Source organism: Micromonospora sp. HUAS YX12 (assembly GCF_040215685.1).
GTDB lineage: Bacteria > Actinomycetota > Actinomycetes > Mycobacteriales > Micromonosporaceae > Micromonospora > Micromonospora tulbaghiae.
In genome coordinates this window covers 1757582-1775093 of sequence record NZ_CP157974.1, presented here as the reverse complement: position 1 = coordinate 1775093, position 17512 = coordinate 1757582, and the positions used below count along the sequence as shown (strand labels likewise).

Here is a 17512-nt window from a genome sequence, read left to right as displayed (position 1 = left end):
CGCCGCTCGCGCCGGGGAGGATCAGGTACGGGTCGGCGCGTGCTCTCCCGCCCAGACCCGCATCAGGTCCCGTACCGAGATCACTCCCGCCACCTCCCGGCCGTCGAGCACGACCAGGTGACGGAACCCGCCCCGGGCCATCGCCGCGGCTGCCTCCTCGACCGTCCAGTCCGGGCCGGCGTAGACGACGTCCCAGGTCAGGTGTGCTCCGGTGCGCTCGACATCCGGGTCGAGCCCGGCGCCGATCGCCTTCAGCACATCGCGTTCGGTCATGATCCCGACCCCCTCGGAGTCCGGGTCGATCACGACCGCCGACCCGACACCGCGGGCCGACATCATCCGGGCCGCCTGCCGGAGCGTGTGCTCCGGCCCGACCACGAGTACCTCGCTGGACATCGCTTCCCGTACCTGCATCACACATCACCCCTATGGGACGGCGACTGAGTACGGCCATGGTGGGCCATCGATGCGTACCGGGACAAGAACGGGCATCGCCGCGGACGGCCCGGATGGCTACTGTCGGAGGGTGCCCACCGAGCCCCTCCGCTGCGCCGGCGCGCTGATCGTCGACGACGACGGCCGCATCTTCATCCAACGCCGATCCCCCGAGCGACGCCTCTTCCCGAACTGCTGGGACATCGTCGGCGGCCACCTCGAACCGGGCGAGGAGATCGACGACGCGCTGCGCCGGGAGGTCGCCGAGGAGACCGGCTGGGCCGTGTCGCACGTGCTCGGCCTGGTCGGCGAATACCGGTACACCGCCGACGACGGGCTGACCCGGGTGGAAACCGACTTCCTGGTCCGGGTGGACGGCGACCTGAGCCGGCCCCGGCTGGAAGCCGGCAAGCACACCGAGTTCCGCTGGCTGGCGGAGTCGGACGTCGCGCTGCTCGACGAGCACCGGGACGTCAACGACGGGCTGATCCGGCGGATCGCGGAGGACGGCTTCGCCGCGCTGCGCTCGATCGGGCTGACGGGCTGAACCAATGCGGGTCGGTGCCCGGCGATATCCTCGCCGGGTGGAATCGGGTCGAGAAGAGGAGCGTGTCGGCATGATCGGGATGGTGCTCGCCGCGGGAGCGGGGCGCCGGCTGCGGCCGTACACCGACACCCTGCCCAAGGCCCTGGTGCCGGTCGACGGGGAGACCACCATCCTCGACATCGCGCTGCGCAACCTCGCCGAGGTGGGGCTGAACGAGGTCGTGATCGTGGTCGGCTACGCGGCCGACGCGGTGCGGCAGCGCCAGGCCGCCCTGGAGGAGAAGTACGGCGTCACGCTCACCCTGGTCCACAACGACAGGGCCGAGGAGTGGAACAACGCGTACTCGCTCTGGCTGGCGCGTGAGCACTTCTCCCGGGGGGTGCTGCTCGTCAACGGCGACACCGTGCACCCGGTGAGCGTGGAGAAGACCCTGCTGGCCGAGCGCGGCCCGGGCATCCTGCTCGCCGTCGACACGCTCAAGCCGCTGGCCGAGGAGGAGATGAAGACCACCTTCGACGCCGCCGGCCAGCTCACCCGGATCACCAAGCTGATGGACCCGGGCGAGGCGTACGGCGAGTACATCGGCGCGACGCTGATCGAGCCGCAGGTGGCAGTGCCGCTCGCCGACGCGCTGGAGGCGACCTGGCGGCGTGACCCGAACCTCTACTACGAGGACGGCTACCAGGAGTTCGCCGAGCGTGGTGGCGAGGTGCGGGCGGCCCCGATCGGTGACGTCTCCTGGGTCGAGGTCGACAACCACGCCGATCTGGCCCGGGCGCGGGAGATCGCGTGCCGCTACTAGCCCGCAGCGTCCTCACCCCGCTGCACATCGACGTGCGGCGGGGCGCGGTGGCCGATCTGGCGGCGATCCTCTCCGACGGGCGGATCTCCGCCGGCGGCGACGTCGCCGTGGTGGTCGGGCCGGGGCAGGGCGAGCGGATCGCCGAGCTGATCCGGCCGTCGCTGCGCTCGGCGGACGTGTTCACAGTGGCCGGGGGGACGCTCGACGCCGCCGACGACCTGGGGGCGAAGCTGCGCACCCGGTCGTACGACGCGGTGGTCGGCATCGGCGGCGGCAAGACCATCGACGTGGCCAAGTACGCCGCGACCCGGCGCGGCCTGCCGATGGTGTCGGTGGCGACGAGCCTCGCCAACGACGGCATCGCCTCCCCGGTGGCCAGCCTGATCACCGAGGGCCTGAAGGGCTCCTACGGCGTGCACATCCCGATCGCGGTGATCGTGGACCTGGACTTCGTGGAGGCCGGGCCGGAGCGGCACAACCGGGCCGGCATCGGCGACGTGGTGAGCAACATCAGCGCGCTCGCGGACTGGGAACTCGCCCGGCGGGTACGCGGTGAGCGGGTCGACGGGCTGGCCGCCTCGCTGTCGCGCGCCGGCGCCGAGGCGGTGCTCAACCACCCGGGCGACATGAGCGACGACGGCTTCGTCACGGTGCTCGCCGACGCGCTGATCTCCAGTGGCCTGGCGATGGCGATCGAGGGCACCAGCCGGCCGTGTAGTGGCGGCTGCCACGAGATCATGCACGCCATCGACGCGCTGTTCCCCGGCACCGCCTCGCACGGCGAACTGGCCGGGCTCGGCGCGCTGTTCTGCACGTACCTGCGTGGCGACGAGCGCCGGTTCGCCGAGATGGCGGCCTGCCTGACCCGGCACGGGCTGCCCCGCCTGCCCGCCGAGGTCGAGCTGACCGACGACCAGTTCGTCGAGGCGGTGCAGTTCGCGCCGGCCACCCGACCGGACCGCTACACCATCCTCGAACACCTCGCGATGTCGGCTACCGAGACGCGGGAGCGGCTGGCAGACTACGCCGGTGCCCTCCGCGACCACATTGGCTGAGCCCCGCCCCACCGTCGCCGACTTCCACCGGGTCAACCGGGGAGGCGGCCTGTTCAGCGAGTCGATCAGCCAGTGGATCGGAGCGGCCTTCGCGCTTGCCGCCCAGCGGCTCGGGTTGCGCCCGACCACGCTGACGCTCACGAACCTGGTGCTGGGACTGGCCGCCTCGGTCACTGTGGTGGCGCTCGCCGACGACGTGGCCGCCGGCACCGTACCGGCCTGGGCGGTCGGGTTGGTCGCCCTGGTCGCCTGGCAGATCGCGTACGCGCTGGACTGCGCCGACGGGCAGCTCGCCCGGGTGACCGGTCAGGGCAGTGCGGCCGGCGCCCGGATCGACGTGCTCTGCGACGTGGCCGCCCAGATCGCGCTGGTGGCCGCCATCGGCGCGACAGCGGTGGCGCAGCGCCCGTCCACGCCGGTCTGGCTGGTGGCGGTGTTCGCCGGCACCTGGATGGTCAACCTGGTGACCTCGGTGATGCAGTCCGGGCCGAACGCGGCGAGCATGGTCACCTCGACCTCGCTCCCGGTACGCCTGGTCAAGCTGGTCCGCGACTACGGGGCGGTGATCTTCGTGGCCGGCCTGGTGCTGGCCTTCGCGCCCGCGCTGGCGTTCTGGGTGATGGTGGCGTTCACCGTCGTCAACGGCGGCTTCCTGCTGGCCAGCATCGCGTTCTCCGCCCGCGCCGCCCTGCGGTAAGGAAGGGCCCCTTCTTAACGCCTCGTGCATTGAAAGGGGCCCTTCCTAACACCTGGGGTCAGCGCGCGGGACGGCCTCCGGCCAGGCCGGCGTAGATGTCGATCAGGCGCTTCGTGATGACGTCGGGGTGGAAGGTGCGCTCGTAGCGGGACCGGGCCGGACCGGCGAGCGCCCGCGCCTCGGCGCCGGCCAGCGGCAGCGCGGCGGCCAGCGCGTCGACCTCCGGCGCCACCACCCAGCCGGCCTCGCCGCGCTGCACCCCCACCGGCAGCGGAACCCTCCCGTCGCCCGGCGCCGCGGTGGCCACCTCGGCCGGTCCGGTGCCCGCGGGCTCGCGAGGCGTGTCCGCGCCGACCAGGTAGGGAATGCCGCCGAGCGCGGTCCCGAGCACCGGCCGACCGGCCGCCAGCGCCTCGATGATCACCGTGGGCAGCACGTCGTGCCAGGTGGAGGTGGCCAGCACCACGGAGCTGTCGGCCAGCGCCGCGCGTACCCCGGAACGGTCGAGCTGGCCCAGGTAGAGCACGTCGGGCCGCTCCGCGGCGGCCGCCTCGGCCAGCGGACGCAGCTCGCCGTCACCGGCGATGCGCAGCGGGCCGAGCGCGCCCACCGGGTGCCGCCGCCACGCCGAGAGCAGCAGGTCCAGGCCCTTCTCGGGGCTGAGCCGGCCCATGAAGAGGAAGCCGTTCCCGGCCGGCGCCGGGGTGCCCGGGTCGGGTACCGCGTTCGGCTTGACCACGATCCGCTCGTCCGGGATGCCGTAGTCGCGCAGATGATCGGCGACCGCCGTGGTGAGCGCGACGAACCGGTCCACCGACTTCCAGGTGGGGCGGTGCACGGCGAGCGTGGTCGCCATCAGCGCGCTCTGCGCCCGGGAGTTGCGGTAGCAGCGGTGCACGATCGCCGGTACGCCCAGCGTCCGCCCCCGGCAGTCCTGGCAGATCACGCCGTCGCGGAAGTAGAGGCCCGACGAGCAGACCTGCCGGTAGTTGTGCACGGTCTGCACCACCGGCACGCCGCGCTTGTGCGCGGTCCGCACCACCCAGGGCGAGAGCAGGGGGTACGGGTTGTGCAGGTGCAACACGTCCGGCCGGTGCTCGGTGAGCAGGCGGTCGAGGTCGTGCTGGGCCTTCGGGGCCCAGATCGGCGAGATCGGCAGCAGCGCCTTGGCCGGCTTCGACATCGACGGGATCTCGTCCGAGCTGCGCAGGAACGGCAGCACCTCCACGCCGGCTGCGGCGAGCTGGGCGATCTCCGCGTCGACGATGGTGTTCTCGCCGGAGGGCTGGGCCTCCCGGTACCGGTTGTGCGCCACCACGATTCTCACGGGAAAGAAGGCTACCGTTGTACCGTGCCCGAACTTCCGGAGGTGGAAGCGCTCGCCGGTTACCTGCGCGAGCGTGCGGTGGGCCGCCGCGTCGAGCGGTTCGAGGTCGCCGCGATCAGCGCGCTGAAGACGTACGACCCGCCGCCGAGCGCCGTCGCCGGCCGTGCCGTCACCGGCGCCGGCCGGTACGGCAAGTTCCTGGACGTCCGGTTCGACGAGGGACTGCACCTGGTGGTCCACCTGGCCCGGGCGGGCTGGCTGCACTACCGGGAGGCGTTCCCGTCGGCGACCCCGCTGCGGCCCGGCAAGGGCCCGATCGCGGTGCGGGTACGCCTCGACGACGGCTCCGGCTTCGACCTGACCGAGGCCGGCACCCAGAAGAAGCTGGCCGCCTACCTGGTCACCGATCCGGCGCAGGTGCCGGGCGTGGCGAAGCTCGGGCCGGACGCGCTGGAGGCGGACCTGCCGACATTCGCCGAGCGGCTGCGCAGCCGCCGGGGGCAGGTGAAGGGCGTGCTGACCGACCAGGCGGTGCTGGCGGGGGTGGGGAACGCGTACTCGGACGAGATCCTGCACGCGGCGCGGCTCTCGCCGTTCGCGATCACCGACCGGCTCACCGACGAACAGCTCGCCGGCCTGCACGCGGCGACGCGCACGGTCCTCGGCGACGCGGTACGCCGGTCGATGGGGCAGCGGGCCGCGGAGCTGAAGGGCGAGAAGCGCTCGGGGCTGAAGGTGCACGCCCGCAAGGGACTGCCGTGTCCGGTCTGTGGCGACACCGTGCGGGAGGTCTCGTTCGCCGATTCGAGCCTCCAGTACTGCCCCACCTGTCAGACCGGCGGCAAGCCGCTGGCTGACCGAAGGTTGTCCCGGCTCGTACGGTGAGTAATGGCATTCGCCGGTTACCGAGCGGAATCGACCGGCGATCGCGGAAGGTCCGGTCCGCCCCTCTACCCGAGCCGTCATCCATCGGTATAGTGGCTCGGTCCCCGGCTTCACAACTGATTCGGAGCCGGCCAGATCTCACCGAGCACCAGCGGAACGGCTTCCTCGCGGGGGCCGGTCCGGGCCGGGCCCGCGTGGGAGACTGGGACGGTGAGCGACCCGGGCCCTCACGCCGAGTGAGGACGCGGGTCATGCGGGAGGACATGGGTTGAGGTGACGACAAGCCTCCAGCGCCCGGTAACCGACAGAGGCCGGAGCAAGAGCGTGCGGCACGTCGACAGCTTTGAGATCCAGCCGCCGACTCCGCCGTCGCACAACGGCGTACCCCGGTCGGCGTGGGCCCGAGCCCGGCGCCGGGTCTCCCGGTGGCACCGGCCCTACATCGCATTCCTGCTGCTGCTCGACTTCGGCGCGGCCGCCCTGGCCAGCTTCCTGGCCGTGCAGATCTTCGAGCAGGCCGCCTCCGGCTTCCGGGACGCGCCCGAGGCGTGGTTCTACACCGTGGCGTTCGTGCTCCTGCCGCTCGGCTGGGTGCTCATCCTCTGGGGCAACCGGGCCTACGACCGGCGCTACCTGGGCCTCGGCCCGGACGAGTTCAAGCGGGTGATCCGCGGCGGCGTGGCGGTCGCCGCGACGGTCTCGTTCCTCGCCTTCGCCACGAAGACCACCCTTTCCCGGTGGACGGTCGGCTTCGCGCTGCTCGGCGCCCTGCTGCTGATCCTGCTCGGCCGCATGGTCGCCCGGGCCTGCCTGCACGCGCTGCGCCGCCGCGCCGGCCACGCCGGGCACCGGATGGTGCTCGTCGGCACGCTTCCGGAGTGCCTGGAGGTCTACACCACAGTCACCCGGAACCCGTCCGTCGGCCTGGTGCCGGTGGCCATCCACCTCACCGACGGGTACGCCGCCGCGCGCGGCCTGGAGACCCCGGTGCCGGTGTACGCGGGCCGCGACGTCCTGGCGCTGGTGCGTGAGGTCGGCGGCGACACGATCGCGGTCTGCGGCTCGGCCAGCGCCGAGCCGGGCGAGCTGCGCCGGCTGGCCTGGCAGCTGGAGGGCTCCGGCGTCGACCTGGTGGTCGCGCCCCAGCTCACCGACATCGCCGGTCCCCGGGTGCATATCCGCCCGATCGAGGGCCTGCCGCTGCTGCACGTCGAGGAGCCGACCCTGTCCGGGCCGGCGCTGCTGGCCAAGAACCTGATGGACCGGGTCGCCGCCGGGCTGGGCCTGCTGCTGCTGGTCCCGCTCTTCCTCGCCATCGCCGTCGCGATCCGGATCTCCGACCCCGGGCCGGTCTTCTTCCGCCAGCCCCGCGTGGGCCACGAGGGGCGGACGTTCCGGGTCTGGAAGTTCCGGACCATGTACGTGGACGCCGAGGAGCGGCTGGCCGGCCTGGTCGACCGGAACGAGACCGACGGCATGCTGTTCAAGATGAAGCAGGACCCCCGGGTCTTCCCGGTGGGCCGCTTCCTGCGTGCCACGTCGCTGGACGAGCTGCCCCAGCTGATCAACGTGCTCTGGGGCGAGATGTCGCTCGTCGGCCCGCGCCCGCTGCCCGCCGACGACGGCGACTTCCTCGGCGACGTGCGGCGCCGGCTGCTGGTCCGGCCGGGCATGACCGGTCTGTGGCAGGTCTCCGGCCGCTCCGACCTGTCCTGGGACGAGGCGGTCCGGCTCGACCTCTACTACGTCGACAACTGGTCGCTGGCGTACGACCTGAGCATCCTGTGGCGGACCGTGGGCGTGGTGCTTGCTCGCAAGGGCGCGTACTAGCGCTACCGGGCCGGCACCCGGCAGGATCGCTGCGTGGGTGGCAACCTCTCCGCCGTCTTCGCCGTCGTCTCGCTGATCACCGCGTTGGCCGCGGCGCTCTGGGCGGTGCTGCGGCTGCGCGGCCGGCGGGGCATCGCCACCGCCACGCAGCGGGCCACGTACGAGGTGCTGCACACGGCGGGGCTCGCCGCCGAGCCGCTGCGCGCCGGCCTGACCGCGGCGGACGCGGCGAAGGCCGTACGCCATCTGCGGGCCCTCGTGGGCGCGGCCGGGCTGGCGCTGACCGACCGGGACGCGTTGCTCGCGGTCGACGGGCAGGGCGCGCACCACGGCGACCAGCTGGTCGCGGCGGCCCGGCGGGCGGCCGACAGCGGGCGCTCGACCGTGCTGGGCGAGTCGGACCTGCGCTGCGACCTGGTCGACTGCCCGGTACGCGGCGCGGTGGTGGCGCCGCTGCGCGCGGACGGGCGGGTGGTCGGGGCGCTGGTGGCGGTGGCCGACGAGCGCCCGGCCCCGGGTCTGGTGCAGGCGACGCTGGAGACCGCGCACTGGGCGGGTGACCAGCTCGCGCTGGCCGAGCTGGAGTCGTCGCGGGAGCGGCTGGCGCGGGCCGAGGTACGCGCGCTGCGCGCCCAGATCAGCCCGCACTTCATCTACAACGCGCTCACCGCGATCGGCTCGTTCGTGCGCACCGACCCGGAGCGGGCGCGGGAGCTGATCCTGGAGTTCGCCGAGTTCACCCGCTACTCGTTCCGGGCGCACGGCGAGTTCACCACGCTGGCCGAGGAGCTGCGCTCGATCGACCGCTACCTGACCATCGAACGGGCGCGTTTCGGCGAGCGGCTCCAGGTGCGCCTGCAGATCGCGCCGGAGGTGCTGCCGGTGACGCTGCCGTTCCTCTGCCTCCAGCCGCTGGTGGAGAACGCGGTCCGCCACGGGTTGTCCCGCAAGCCGGGCACCGGCATGGTGAGCATCGAGGCCCGGGACGCGGGCGCGGAGTGTCACATCACGGTGGAGGACGACGGGGTGGGGATGGATCCGACGACGCTGACCGCCGGCATCGCCGAGGTGTCGGGTGCGGCCGGCGACCCGGCCGACGACCCGGGGCAGCACGTCGGCCTCTCGAACGTCGACGAACGGCTCCGGTCGGTCTTCGGCGACGGGTTCGGCCTGGTCGTGGAGACCGGCCTGGGTTCGGGTACGAAGGTCAGCATGCGTGTACCGAAGTTCCACCCCGGCGTCCGGGCGTCGTCGTGACCGTCACCGGCACCGGATTCCTCCGGGTGCTGGCGGTGGACGACGAGCCGCCCGCGCTCGACGAGCTGGCGTACCACCTGCGCGCCGATCCTCGGGTGGCCCGGCTGCACACGGCTGGGGACGCGACCGAGGCGCTGCGTGTGCTGCGCGACGACGACGTGGACGTGGTGTTCCTCGACATCCGGATGCCGGGGCTGGACGGCATGGAGCTGGCCCGGGTGCTGCGCCGGTTCGCCCGTCCGCCGGCGATCGTGTTCGTCACCGCGTACGACGACGGCGCGGTGGACGCGTTCGACCTGGGCGCCACCGACTACGTGCGCAAGCCGGTACGCGCCGAGCGGCTGGCCGAGTCGCTGCGCCGGGTGATCGGCTCCCGGGTGGTGCCGTCGCACCCGGCCGCGCTGGCCCGGGCCGAGGAGGATCCGACGATCCCGATCGAGCTGGCCGGCACCACCCGGATGCTGCCCCGCTCGGCGGTGCGGTGGGTGGAGGCGCAGGGCGACTACGCGCGGCTGCACACGGCGGAGGGGTCGCACCTGGTCCGGGTCTCGCTCGCGACGCTGGCCGAGCGCTGGGCCGACGCCGGGTTCGTCCGGATCCACCGCTCCTACCTGGTGCAGCTGCGGCTCATCGCCGAGCTGCGGCTGGTCAACTCCGGCTACGTGGTGGTGATCGACGGATCCGAGCTGCCGGTGAGCCGCCGGCACACCCGGGAGCTGAAGGACAAGCTGGTACGCGCCGCGAAACAGGACTGGAGCCGCTGAGGGGCGAGGTCGCCGGCGGCGCGGCCGCCGGCTTGTCGCTGTCGCGCACTGGCGTACAATGTACGGCAGACCGTACGACAGGGTGGGGGGCCGCATGTCCGACGACCGCTTCGACGCCGCTACCGAATTCGACCGCCAGCTCGACCGGCTCGTCCAGCTCGGCTACCCGGCGCTGGCCGGGCGGACCGAGGAGGAGTTCCGGGCGCTGCTCACCCCGCTGCGCGACGCGGCCGTGACCGGTACCGCCGGGCTGGCCGGGCCCACCGACGCGCGGGTGCCGTTCCTGCTGGTGACCACGCGGGAGCTGGTACCGGTGCCGGAACGCATCGCGCTCACCACGCTCGCCGGCAAGCGCAAGACCGGCGTCCTGGACCGGAACTTCCCCGCCGACGACCTGCCCAGGTTCCACCCGATCAAGGAGCTGGAGGTGCCGCCCGGTCCCGCGTACCTGATCTTCGACGTGGACCGGGGCGAGGAGTACCGCAACGTGCCGCCGTCGGGCGCGCTCGAGGACATGACCGCGAAGGACCGCCTGCCGATCACCATCGACGAGGGGCTGGCGTTCGTCACGCTGCACCCGCAGGCGCTGGCGAGCAACAGGTGCTTCTCGCTCGTGGGGTCGCGCTGCGGCGACCGGCGGGTGCCCGCGCTGTGGATCAGCCAGGGCGCGCCGAAGCTCGGCTGGTGCTGGTTCGGCAACCCGCACACCTGGCTCGGCTCGGCGACCGCGAACCCGGTACGGGTAGGGCTGGACTGACCTGTCCACAACGACTCCACGTCATCCACCGGGTTATCCACAACCGTGAAGCGTTATCCACAGGTTGTACACAGGGCTCGGAACCGTGCTCTTGACATTCCCGCTGAGCGGGCGAGACTGCCGGGGGTGACCGGAGCCGAGGAACAGCATCTGACGGGGCGGCCCGCCGGGGCCGTCCCGGTTCCCGGCCCGCGCGCGTTCCCACCGCCCGCCGAGCCGGGCAGCGGGCCGCCGCCGGCCGCCGCGCCGAAGCGGACCCGGATCGTGCTGGCCGAGGTCTCCCGGACGGGCGACCCGGCCGACCGCACCCGATCCGAGCTGACCCAGCAGACCCCGGTCGGCGAGACGCTCGTGCAGGGGCTGATGCGCGCCCAGCTCTCCCTCGCGCTCCGGCTCAGCCTGCTGGTGCTGATCGGCCTCGGCGGACTGCCCTGGCTGTTCGCCATCGCGCCCACGGTCGGCCGGGTCACGGTGCTCGGGGTCAACCTGCCGTGGCTGCTGCTCGGCGTCGTGTCCTTCCCGTTCCTGATCGTGGTCGGCTGGGCGTACGTGCGGCTGGCGGAACGCAACGAGCAGGACTTCGTCGACCTGATCCGACGGCCGGAACGCTGATGTCCAACGGCTACGTGGTCCCGGCGATCGTCGCCGTCACCCTGGTCACCGTCGGCATCGGGTTCTACGGGCTGCGGCTGGCCCGGACCACCTCGGACTTCCTGGTCGCGTCCCGGGCGGTCAGCCCGACCTGGAACGCCGCCGCGATCGGCGGGGAGTACCTGTCGGCGGCGAGCTTCCTCGGCGTCGCCGGACTGATCCTCAAGTACGGCGTGGACGTGCTCTGGTACCCGGTCGGCTTCGCCGCCGGATACCTCGCGCTGCTGCTGTTCGTGGCCGCGCCGCTGCGCCGCTCCGGCGCGTTCACGCTGCCCGACTTCTGCGAGGTACGGCTCGGCTCGCGCCGGCTGCGGACGCTCGCCACCGTCTTCGTGATCTTCATCGGCTGGCTCTACCTGGTGCCACAGTTGCAGGGCGCCGGGCTGACACTCGCCACGCTCACCGGCTCGCCGTACCCGCTCGGCGCGCTGCTCGTCGCCGTGGTGGTGACCGCGAACGTGGCGCTGGGCGGCATGCGGGCGATCACGTTCGTGCAGGCGTTCCAGTACTGGCTGAAGCTCACCGCGCTCGCCGTACCCGCGATCTTCCTGGCGTTGCAGTGGCAGGCCGACGCCCGCCCGGCGGTGACCCCGCCCGACGGGCCGACGTTCCGGACCGCGACCACGGTCGTGGTCGAGCACCGCGCGACGCTCACCCTGCCCGGCGGCGACATCCGGGAGGTACGCCCCGGCGACCGCCTCGAGTTCGCCGCCGGTGACCCGGTGCCGGAGGTGTCCGGCGCGGCGACCGGCGCCACCGAATGGCTGCTGCCGGACACGGCGGGCGAGGACGACCGGGGACTGTTCGCCACGTACTCGCTGATCCTGGCCACGTTCCTCGGCACCATGGGCCTGCCGCACGTGCTGGTCCGCTTCTACACCAACCCCGACGGCGCCGCCGCCCGCCGCACCACGCTCGTGGTGCTGGCGCTCGTCGGCGTCTTCTACCTGCTGCCCACCGTGTACGGCGTGCTGGGCCGCATCTACACGCCGCAACTGCTGGTGAGCGGCCAGACCGACGCGGTGGTGGTGCTGCTGCCCGGGGCGTCGCTCGGCGACGGCACCACCGGCCGGCTGCTCGCCGCGCTCGTCGCCGCCGGCGCGTTCGCGGCGTTCCTGTCCACCTCGTCCGGCCTGCTCACCAGCGTGGCCGGGGTGATCTCCACGGACGTGCTGGGACGCGGGTCGGTACGCGGTTTCCGGATCGCCACCGTGATCGCCGGCGGGGTGCCGGCGGCGCTCTCGCTGAACGTCTCCGGGCTGGACGTGTCGCAGGTGGTGGGGCTGGCGTTCGCGGTGGCCGCGTCGAGTTTCTGCCCGCTGCTGGTGCTCGGCATCTGGTGGCGCGGCCTGACCGATCTGGGCGCCGCCGCCGGGGTGCTGGTCGGCGGCGGCGCGGCGGTCGGCGCGGTGCTGCTCACCGTGCTCGGCCCGCCGCTGACCGGGTGGCCGGCGACGCTCACCACCCAGCCGGCCGCGTGGACGGTGCCGCTGGCGTTCACCGTCATGGTGGTGGTGTCGACGGCGAGCCGGCGGCGGCTGCCCCGCGACGTCGGCGCCACCATGCTCCGCCTGCACACCCCGGAGTCGCTGCGCCTGTGAGGCGGGGCCCGCTCGCACCGGCCCCGCCCCACAGCCGAGCGCCCGTCAGCAGCTGTCGGTGCCGGCACAGAGGCGGTTCACCACCCACCCGACGACGCGCCTGGCCTCGCTCGGCGTGGTCTGGTGGTCGACCCGCAGTTGCGCCACGAGGTCGCCCTGCCGCACCACGACCCATCGGGCGGGCGTCCCCTCGATCTCGCTGCCCACCAGCACCGCGTCGTCACCGCCGAGCGACTCGGCGAGGATCGACAGCGAGTCGCCCGGCCGGGTCGGTTCGCAGCCCGTGACCAGCTGGCGGACCCGCTGCATGACCGTGGTGGCCGAGGTACCCGAGTGCCGCGTCACCCGCTCGACGATCCAGTCACTGGGCGAGTCGAACTGCACCGACCTGCTCGCCACCTGACCGGCGTTCAGCGCCGGCGACTCGTTGTCGCAGTAGATGGTCACGGACTCCAGGGACCAGTCACCGTCCACCTTCGTCGTCATCGTGAAGCCCGTCGGCAGGTCGGCGAGCTGGAGCATCGCCGCCGCCGGAATCGTCCGGCTCGGCGGACGGCTGGTCGGCCCGCCGCCGATGGCGGCGGCCGGCCCTCCTGTGGTGCGGTCCGGCGTCGGCGTCCCGCTCGCGGACGGCTCGGCCGACGGCGTGGAACTGGGCGTGGGCGCGGGTGCCGGCGTGGTGGGAACCACTGTCGCCGGGGGCACGGGGGGTGGCGGTGCGGCGTCGGGACGGGCCAGCGCCACACCCGACGCGACGACGCCCACCGCCACCGCGGCGGCCAGGCCGGCGGCGATCTGGGTACGCCGCGTCCGCTGCCGACCTCGGCGGCGCACCTGCTCGGTGGGTGCCCAGACGAGGTGCTCGGTGTCCCGGTACAGGTCCGAGAAGATCGGATCAGGCATTGCGGATCTCCTCCGGCAGGGTCATGTCGAGCAGGGCGGCGAGGGCCTTGCGGCCCCGGGAGAGGCGAGCCTTGACCGTGCCGCTGGGCACACCGGTCTGCGCGGCTATCTCCGCGACCGACAGGTCGGCCAGGTGGTACAGAACGAGTGCCTGCCGCTGGTCCGCGGAGAGCTGCCGCAGCGCGGCGACCAGCGCCACGGTGTTCTCCGAGGGTGGCCGCACGGGTGGTGGTGGTCCGTGCCGCCGGTAGGCGACGACGCTGTTGCGAACCTTGCGCCACCGGTTGACCAGCAGGCGGTGGCCGACGGTACGGACCCACGCCTCCGGATCGTCGTACTCGCTGACCTGCGACCAGCGCTGCCAGGCCCGCGCGTACGCCTCCTGGGCGGCGTCCTGCGCCTCGGCCCGGTCGCCGCCGAGCGCGTACAGCACCGTCACCACGCGTTGTCTGCTGTTCCGGTAGAACTCCTCGAACCCACTGTCCGAATCCATGTCTCTCCCCGCTGCCGTCCCTGCGACTGACACCCACCGCCCCCGTCGTCGGTTGCCGGCCGTCGGTGATCCGACTCGTACCTCTCAGGGATGACGCGAGATCATCCTGCCGCCCGAGCAGCCGCTGGCCGGAGCCCGATACGGTCGGACCATGACCGATCAGCACCCGGCGCTCTCCCTTCGTGGTCTGGCCAAGCGCTTCGACACCAAGGTCGCGGTGGCCGGAGTCGACCTCGCCGTGCCGACCGGCTCGTTCTACGGCCTGCTCGGCCCGAACGGAGCGGGCAAGACCACCACCCTCTCCATGGCCGTCGGCCTGCTGCGGCCCGACGCCGGTGAGGCGCGGGTGCTCGGGTACGACGTCTGGGCCGACCCCGTCCGTGCCAAGAGCCTGCTCGGCGTGATGCCGGACGGCGTACGCCTCTTCGACCGGCTGAGCGGGGCGGAGCTGCTGGCGTACCACGGTCTGCTGCGCGGCATGGACCCGGCGGTGGTCGACCAGCGGGCGGCGGATCTGCTCGACGTGCTGGCGCTCTCCGACGCCGGCCGCACGCTCGTGGTCGACTACTCGGCGGGCATGAAGAAGAAGATCGGGCTGGCCTGCGCGCTGCTGCACGGTCCGCGCCTGCTGGTGCTGGACGAGCCGTTCGAGGCGGTCGACCCGGTCTCGGCGGCGCTGATCCGCGACATCCTGCACCGGTACGTCAGCGGCGGCGGCACGGTGATCTTCTCCAGCCATGTGATGGAGGTGGTCGAGCGGCTCTGCTCCCACGTGGCGATCCTGGCCGAGGGCCGGATCAAGCGGGTCGGCACGCTGGCCGAGGTGCGCGGCGACCGGTCGCTGGAGGACGTCTTCGTGGAGGTGGTCGGCGGCCGGACCGCGACCGGCGAGGAGCTGTCGTGGCTGTCCCGGTGACCGTCCCCGAGCGTCCGGCCCGGCGCGTGTCGCCCTGGCACTTCGTCCGGCTCAAGCTGCGGGTGCTCGGCAACAACTTCCGGGGCCAGACCTGGCGGGTCGCGCTGTTCGTCCTCGGCCTGCTGTTCGGGCTCTGGTTCGCCGCCGTCGGGTTCTTCCTGCTGGCCGCGCCGGGGCTGGCCGGTGAGTCCCGGTACGCGCTGATGATCGCCGCCTTCGGCGGTGGCGTGCTGACGCTCGGCTGGCTGCTCCTGCCGCTCGTCTTCTTCGGCGTGGACGAGACACTCGACCCGGCCCGGTTCGCGCTGCTTCCGCTGTCCCGCCGCACCCTGGTCACCGGCCTGCTGGCCGCCGCCCTGGTCAGCGTGCCGGCCCTGGCGACGGCGATCACGGCGGCCGGGCTGGTGGTCACCGCCGGTGCGCTCGGCGGATGGGCCGCCGCCCTGGTCGGCGCGCTCGGCGTGGTCCTCGGGCTGCTCGTCTGCCTGGCCGGCGCCCGCGCGATCACAAGCGCTTTCGCGACGATGCTGCGCTCCCGCCGGGTACGCGACCTGGCCGCCGTGCTGCTCGCGGTGCTGGCCGCCCTGCTCGGGCCGTTGCAGTTGCTGGTGCTCGCCGCGGTACGGCAGACCGACTGGGACCGGCTGGACGGTCCGGCCCGGGTGGTCGGCTGGACGCCGTTCGGCGCACCGTGGACCGCCGGTGTCGACGTGGCGGAGGGCCGGGCCGGCGCCGCCGTGGTGAAGCTGCTGATCGCGGTCGCGACGCTCGGCGTACTCCTGCTCTGGTGGTCCCGGTCGTTGGAGTCGGCGATGGTGGGCACCGCGAGCAGCGGCCCCGCGCGGACGCCGCGCGGCGTGGCCGGCGGCGCGGTCGCGCAGCTCTTCCCCCGCGCGGTGGGCTGGACCCGGCGGGACCGGTTCGGCGCGCTCGTCGCCCGCGAGTGCCGCTACTGGTGGCGGGACGCCCGGCGACGGGCCAACCTGATCACCGTCGCCGTGGTCGGTGTGTTCGTGCCGCTGATGGTCAACCTCGGCGGCCCCGCGTTCCTGTCCGAGGGCGGCGCCGCGTTCGAGCAGGCCACCGCCGACTCGTCGCCGGCGCTGGTCAGCCTCACCATGATCGTCGTCGGGGCGCTCGCGTCGGTGACGCTCGCCAACCAGTTCGGCTTCGACGGCAGCTCGTACGCCGCGAACCTGATCGCCGGTGTGCCCGGGCGGGTGGAGCTGCGGGCCCGGATGGCCGCGTTCTCGATCTACGTGGTGCCGATGCTCGTCGTGATCGCGGTCGCGCTGGCGGTCGTCCTCGGCCGGCCCGAATGGCTCGGCGTCATGGGTGGCGCGTTGTTCGCCGCGTACGGCTGCGGGCTGGCGATCAACGCGTTCGTCTCCGTGCTCGGCGCGTACTCGCTGCCCGAGTCGAGCAACCCGTTCGCCATGAACAGCGGCGCGGGATTCACCAAGGGCCTGCTCACCCTGGTCTCCATGGTCGGCTCGGCGGTGGTGGCGGTGCCGTTCGTGGTGGCCGCCGCGCTACTGGGCGACGTGTGGCTCTGGCTGGCGCTGCCGGTCGGCCTGGCGTACGGCGGGGGCGCGGCACTGCTCGGCGCGTACATGGCGGGGGACACGCTCGACCACCGGCAGCCGGAGCTGCTGGCCGCCGTCACGCCGAGGCGCTGATGCCTGTCGTCGAAGCGGTCACCACGGTCCGGGTTCCGCCGGAGCTGGCGTTCGCCGTCTCCCAGACCACCGCCCCGGTGCGCTACCGCTGGGATCCGTTCGTCCGCGAGCAGCACTTCGTCGACGGCGCGACGCGGCCCGGCCGGGGCGTGCGCACGTACACCCGCTCCAGGCACGGCCTGGTCATGGTCAGCGAGTACGTCTCCTGGTCGCCGCCGACGAACGTCGGCATGAAGATGGTGCGCGGACCGTGGTTCTTCGAGCGGTTCGGCGGCGGCTGGCGCTTCGCGCCCGGCCCGGAGCCCGGCACCACGATCGCGACGTGGCGGTACAACTTCCGCTGCCGGCCTGCGTTCCTGCGCCGGTACGGCGGCACAATGTTCCACGTGAATCCAGAGCCGGGCGCGCAGATCCACTCCACCGATCCGTTCGCGGCGCCGGCCGCGCAACGCTCGCCGGTACGCCGGCTGCGCGGGCGGCTGGCCGCCCCGGTGACGCTCTGGACCGCGCCCGGTCCGGCCGGGCTGACCGTCTCCTCCACGCTCGTGGCCGAGGGCGAGCCGGACCGGCTGCTCGGCCTGATCGACCCGGAGTCGGACCTGTGGGCGGCGATCGAGGAGGCCGGACGGTTCGCGGTGGCCCCGCTGGGCCCGCAGCACCGGCAGCTCGCCGACCGCTTCGCCGGCCTGTTCCCGTCGCCCGGCGGCCTGTTCGCGATCGGCACCTGGACCGAGACGCCGTACGGCCCGGTGCCGGCGGACGCCGGCGGGTGGGCGGGCTGCCGCCTGGAGACCGCCCGCGAGTACGGCTGGAGCCTGCTGGTCGAGGCCACTATCGAGTCGGTGGACCTCCCCCGGGACACACCCCCGCTACTGCACTACCGGGGCCGCTACCACGACCTCCCCGGCTGACC

General features: G+C 73.2%; 17 protein-coding genes and 1 pseudogene. 14 read left to right on the top strand and 4 right to left on the bottom strand.

All coding sequences use genetic code 11. The features are described 5' to 3' along the window. Positions 1–21: 21 nt before the first annotated feature. Positions 22–414: a CBS domain-containing protein gene (locus ABIH81_RS08835; RefSeq protein WP_013289279.1), complete on the bottom strand. Its 393-nt coding sequence runs from the start codon at positions 412–414 to the stop codon at positions 22–24. Between the two features lie 112 nt (positions 415–526). On the opposite strand from ABIH81_RS08835, the gene ABIH81_RS08830 reads away from it, so the two are divergent. The 4 genes from ABIH81_RS08830 (at position 527) to ABIH81_RS08815 (ending at position 3536) form a co-directional block, all read left to right on the top strand. Continuing rightward, positions 527–982: an NUDIX domain-containing protein gene (locus tag ABIH81_RS08830; RefSeq protein WP_349879839.1), complete on the top strand. Its 456-nt coding sequence runs from the start codon at positions 527–529 to the stop codon at positions 980–982. Between the two features lie 70 nt (positions 983–1052). Further along, the gene (locus tag ABIH81_RS08825; protein ID WP_349879838.1) at positions 1053–1784 is read left to right on the top strand and encodes a phosphocholine cytidylyltransferase family protein; all 732 of its coding nucleotides are present in this window, start codon (positions 1053–1055) and stop codon (positions 1782–1784) included. Next, positions 1772–2839: an iron-containing alcohol dehydrogenase family protein gene (locus ABIH81_RS08820; protein ID WP_349879837.1), complete on the top strand. Its 1068-nt coding sequence runs from the start codon at positions 1772–1774 to the stop codon at positions 2837–2839. Before ABIH81_RS08825 ends, ABIH81_RS08820 begins: the two co-directional genes overlap by 13 nt. Then, positions 2814–3536: a CDP-alcohol phosphatidyltransferase family protein gene (locus ABIH81_RS08815; RefSeq protein ID WP_349879836.1), complete on the top strand. Its 723-nt coding sequence runs from the start codon at positions 2814–2816 to the stop codon at positions 3534–3536. Before ABIH81_RS08820 ends, ABIH81_RS08815 begins: the two co-directional genes overlap by 26 nt. 58 nt (positions 3537–3594) lie before the next feature. Here ABIH81_RS08815 and ABIH81_RS08810 read toward each other — a convergent pair whose 3' ends face one another. Then, positions 3595–4863, bottom strand: coding sequence for a glycosyltransferase family 4 protein (locus tag ABIH81_RS08810; protein WP_349879835.1), 1269 nt, complete (start codon positions 4861–4863; stop codon positions 3595–3597). A gap of 24 nt (positions 4864–4887) precedes the next feature. Between ABIH81_RS08810 and ABIH81_RS08805 the strand changes: the two genes are divergently transcribed. The 7 genes from ABIH81_RS08805 to ABIH81_RS08775 all read left to right on the top strand — a co-directional run bounded on the left by ABIH81_RS08805 (position 4888) and on the right by ABIH81_RS08775 (position 12608). Then, positions 4888–5748, top strand: coding sequence for a DNA-formamidopyrimidine glycosylase family protein (locus ABIH81_RS08805; RefSeq protein ID WP_349879834.1), 861 nt, complete (start codon positions 4888–4890; stop codon positions 5746–5748). 324 nt (positions 5749–6072) lie between these two features. Beyond that, on the top strand, positions 6073–7578 hold the full coding sequence (locus tag ABIH81_RS08800; RefSeq protein ID WP_349879833.1) for a sugar transferase: 1506 nt from the start codon (positions 6073–6075) through the stop codon (positions 7576–7578). A 33-nt stretch (positions 7579–7611) separates the two neighbouring features. Then, positions 7612–8835, top strand: coding sequence for a histidine kinase (locus ABIH81_RS08795; RefSeq protein ID WP_349879832.1), 1224 nt, complete (start codon positions 7612–7614; stop codon positions 8833–8835). After that, the gene (locus ABIH81_RS08790) at positions 8832–9599 is read left to right on the top strand and encodes a LytTR family DNA-binding domain-containing protein (RefSeq protein ID WP_013289288.1); all 768 of its coding nucleotides are present in this window, start codon (positions 8832–8834) and stop codon (positions 9597–9599) included. Before ABIH81_RS08795 ends, ABIH81_RS08790 begins: the two co-directional genes overlap by 4 nt. 94 nt (positions 9600–9693) lie before the next feature. After that, entirely contained in the window at positions 9694–10356 is a 663-nt protein-coding gene (locus ABIH81_RS08785; RefSeq protein ID WP_349879831.1) for a DUF5701 family protein, read from the top strand. 261 nt (positions 10357–10617) lie between these two features. After that, positions 10618–10968 (top strand): hypothetical protein, encoded by a 351-nt coding sequence (locus ABIH81_RS08780; RefSeq protein ID WP_216936013.1) that lies wholly within the window; start codon positions 10618–10620, stop codon positions 10966–10968. After that, on the top strand, positions 10968–12608 hold the full coding sequence (locus ABIH81_RS08775) for a cation acetate symporter (protein WP_349879830.1): 1641 nt from the start codon (positions 10968–10970) through the stop codon (positions 12606–12608). The genes ABIH81_RS08780 and ABIH81_RS08775 overlap by 1 nt, the downstream gene beginning before the upstream one ends. Positions 12609–12653: 45 nt before the next feature. Here ABIH81_RS08775 and ABIH81_RS08770 read toward each other — a convergent pair whose 3' ends face one another. Beyond that, positions 12654–13511, bottom strand: coding sequence for a hypothetical protein (locus tag ABIH81_RS08770; protein ID WP_349879829.1), 858 nt, complete (start codon positions 13509–13511; stop codon positions 12654–12656). After that, positions 13504–14004 (bottom strand): SigE family RNA polymerase sigma factor, encoded by a 501-nt coding sequence (locus ABIH81_RS08765; RefSeq protein ID WP_349879828.1) that lies wholly within the window; start codon positions 14002–14004, stop codon positions 13504–13506. Before ABIH81_RS08765 ends, ABIH81_RS08770 begins: the two co-directional genes overlap by 8 nt. 151 nt (positions 14005–14155) lie before the next feature. Between ABIH81_RS08765 and ABIH81_RS08760 the strand changes: the two genes are divergently transcribed. The 3 genes and pseudogenes from ABIH81_RS08760 to ABIH81_RS08750 form a co-directional block, all read left to right on the top strand. Beyond that, on the top strand, positions 14156–14920 hold the full coding sequence (locus tag ABIH81_RS08760; protein WP_349879827.1) for an ABC transporter ATP-binding protein: 765 nt from the start codon (positions 14156–14158) through the stop codon (positions 14918–14920). Continuing rightward, entirely contained in the window at positions 14905–16599 is a 1695-nt protein-coding gene (locus ABIH81_RS08755) for an ABC transporter permease (protein WP_349879826.1), read from the top strand. Before ABIH81_RS08760 ends, ABIH81_RS08755 begins: the two co-directional genes overlap by 16 nt. Positions 16600–16970: 371 nt before the next feature. Beyond that, positions 16971–17510 (top strand): annotated as a pseudogene (locus tag ABIH81_RS08750) (flavin reductase family protein); the annotation flags it as partial. Positions 17511–17512: the final 2 nt, after the last annotated feature.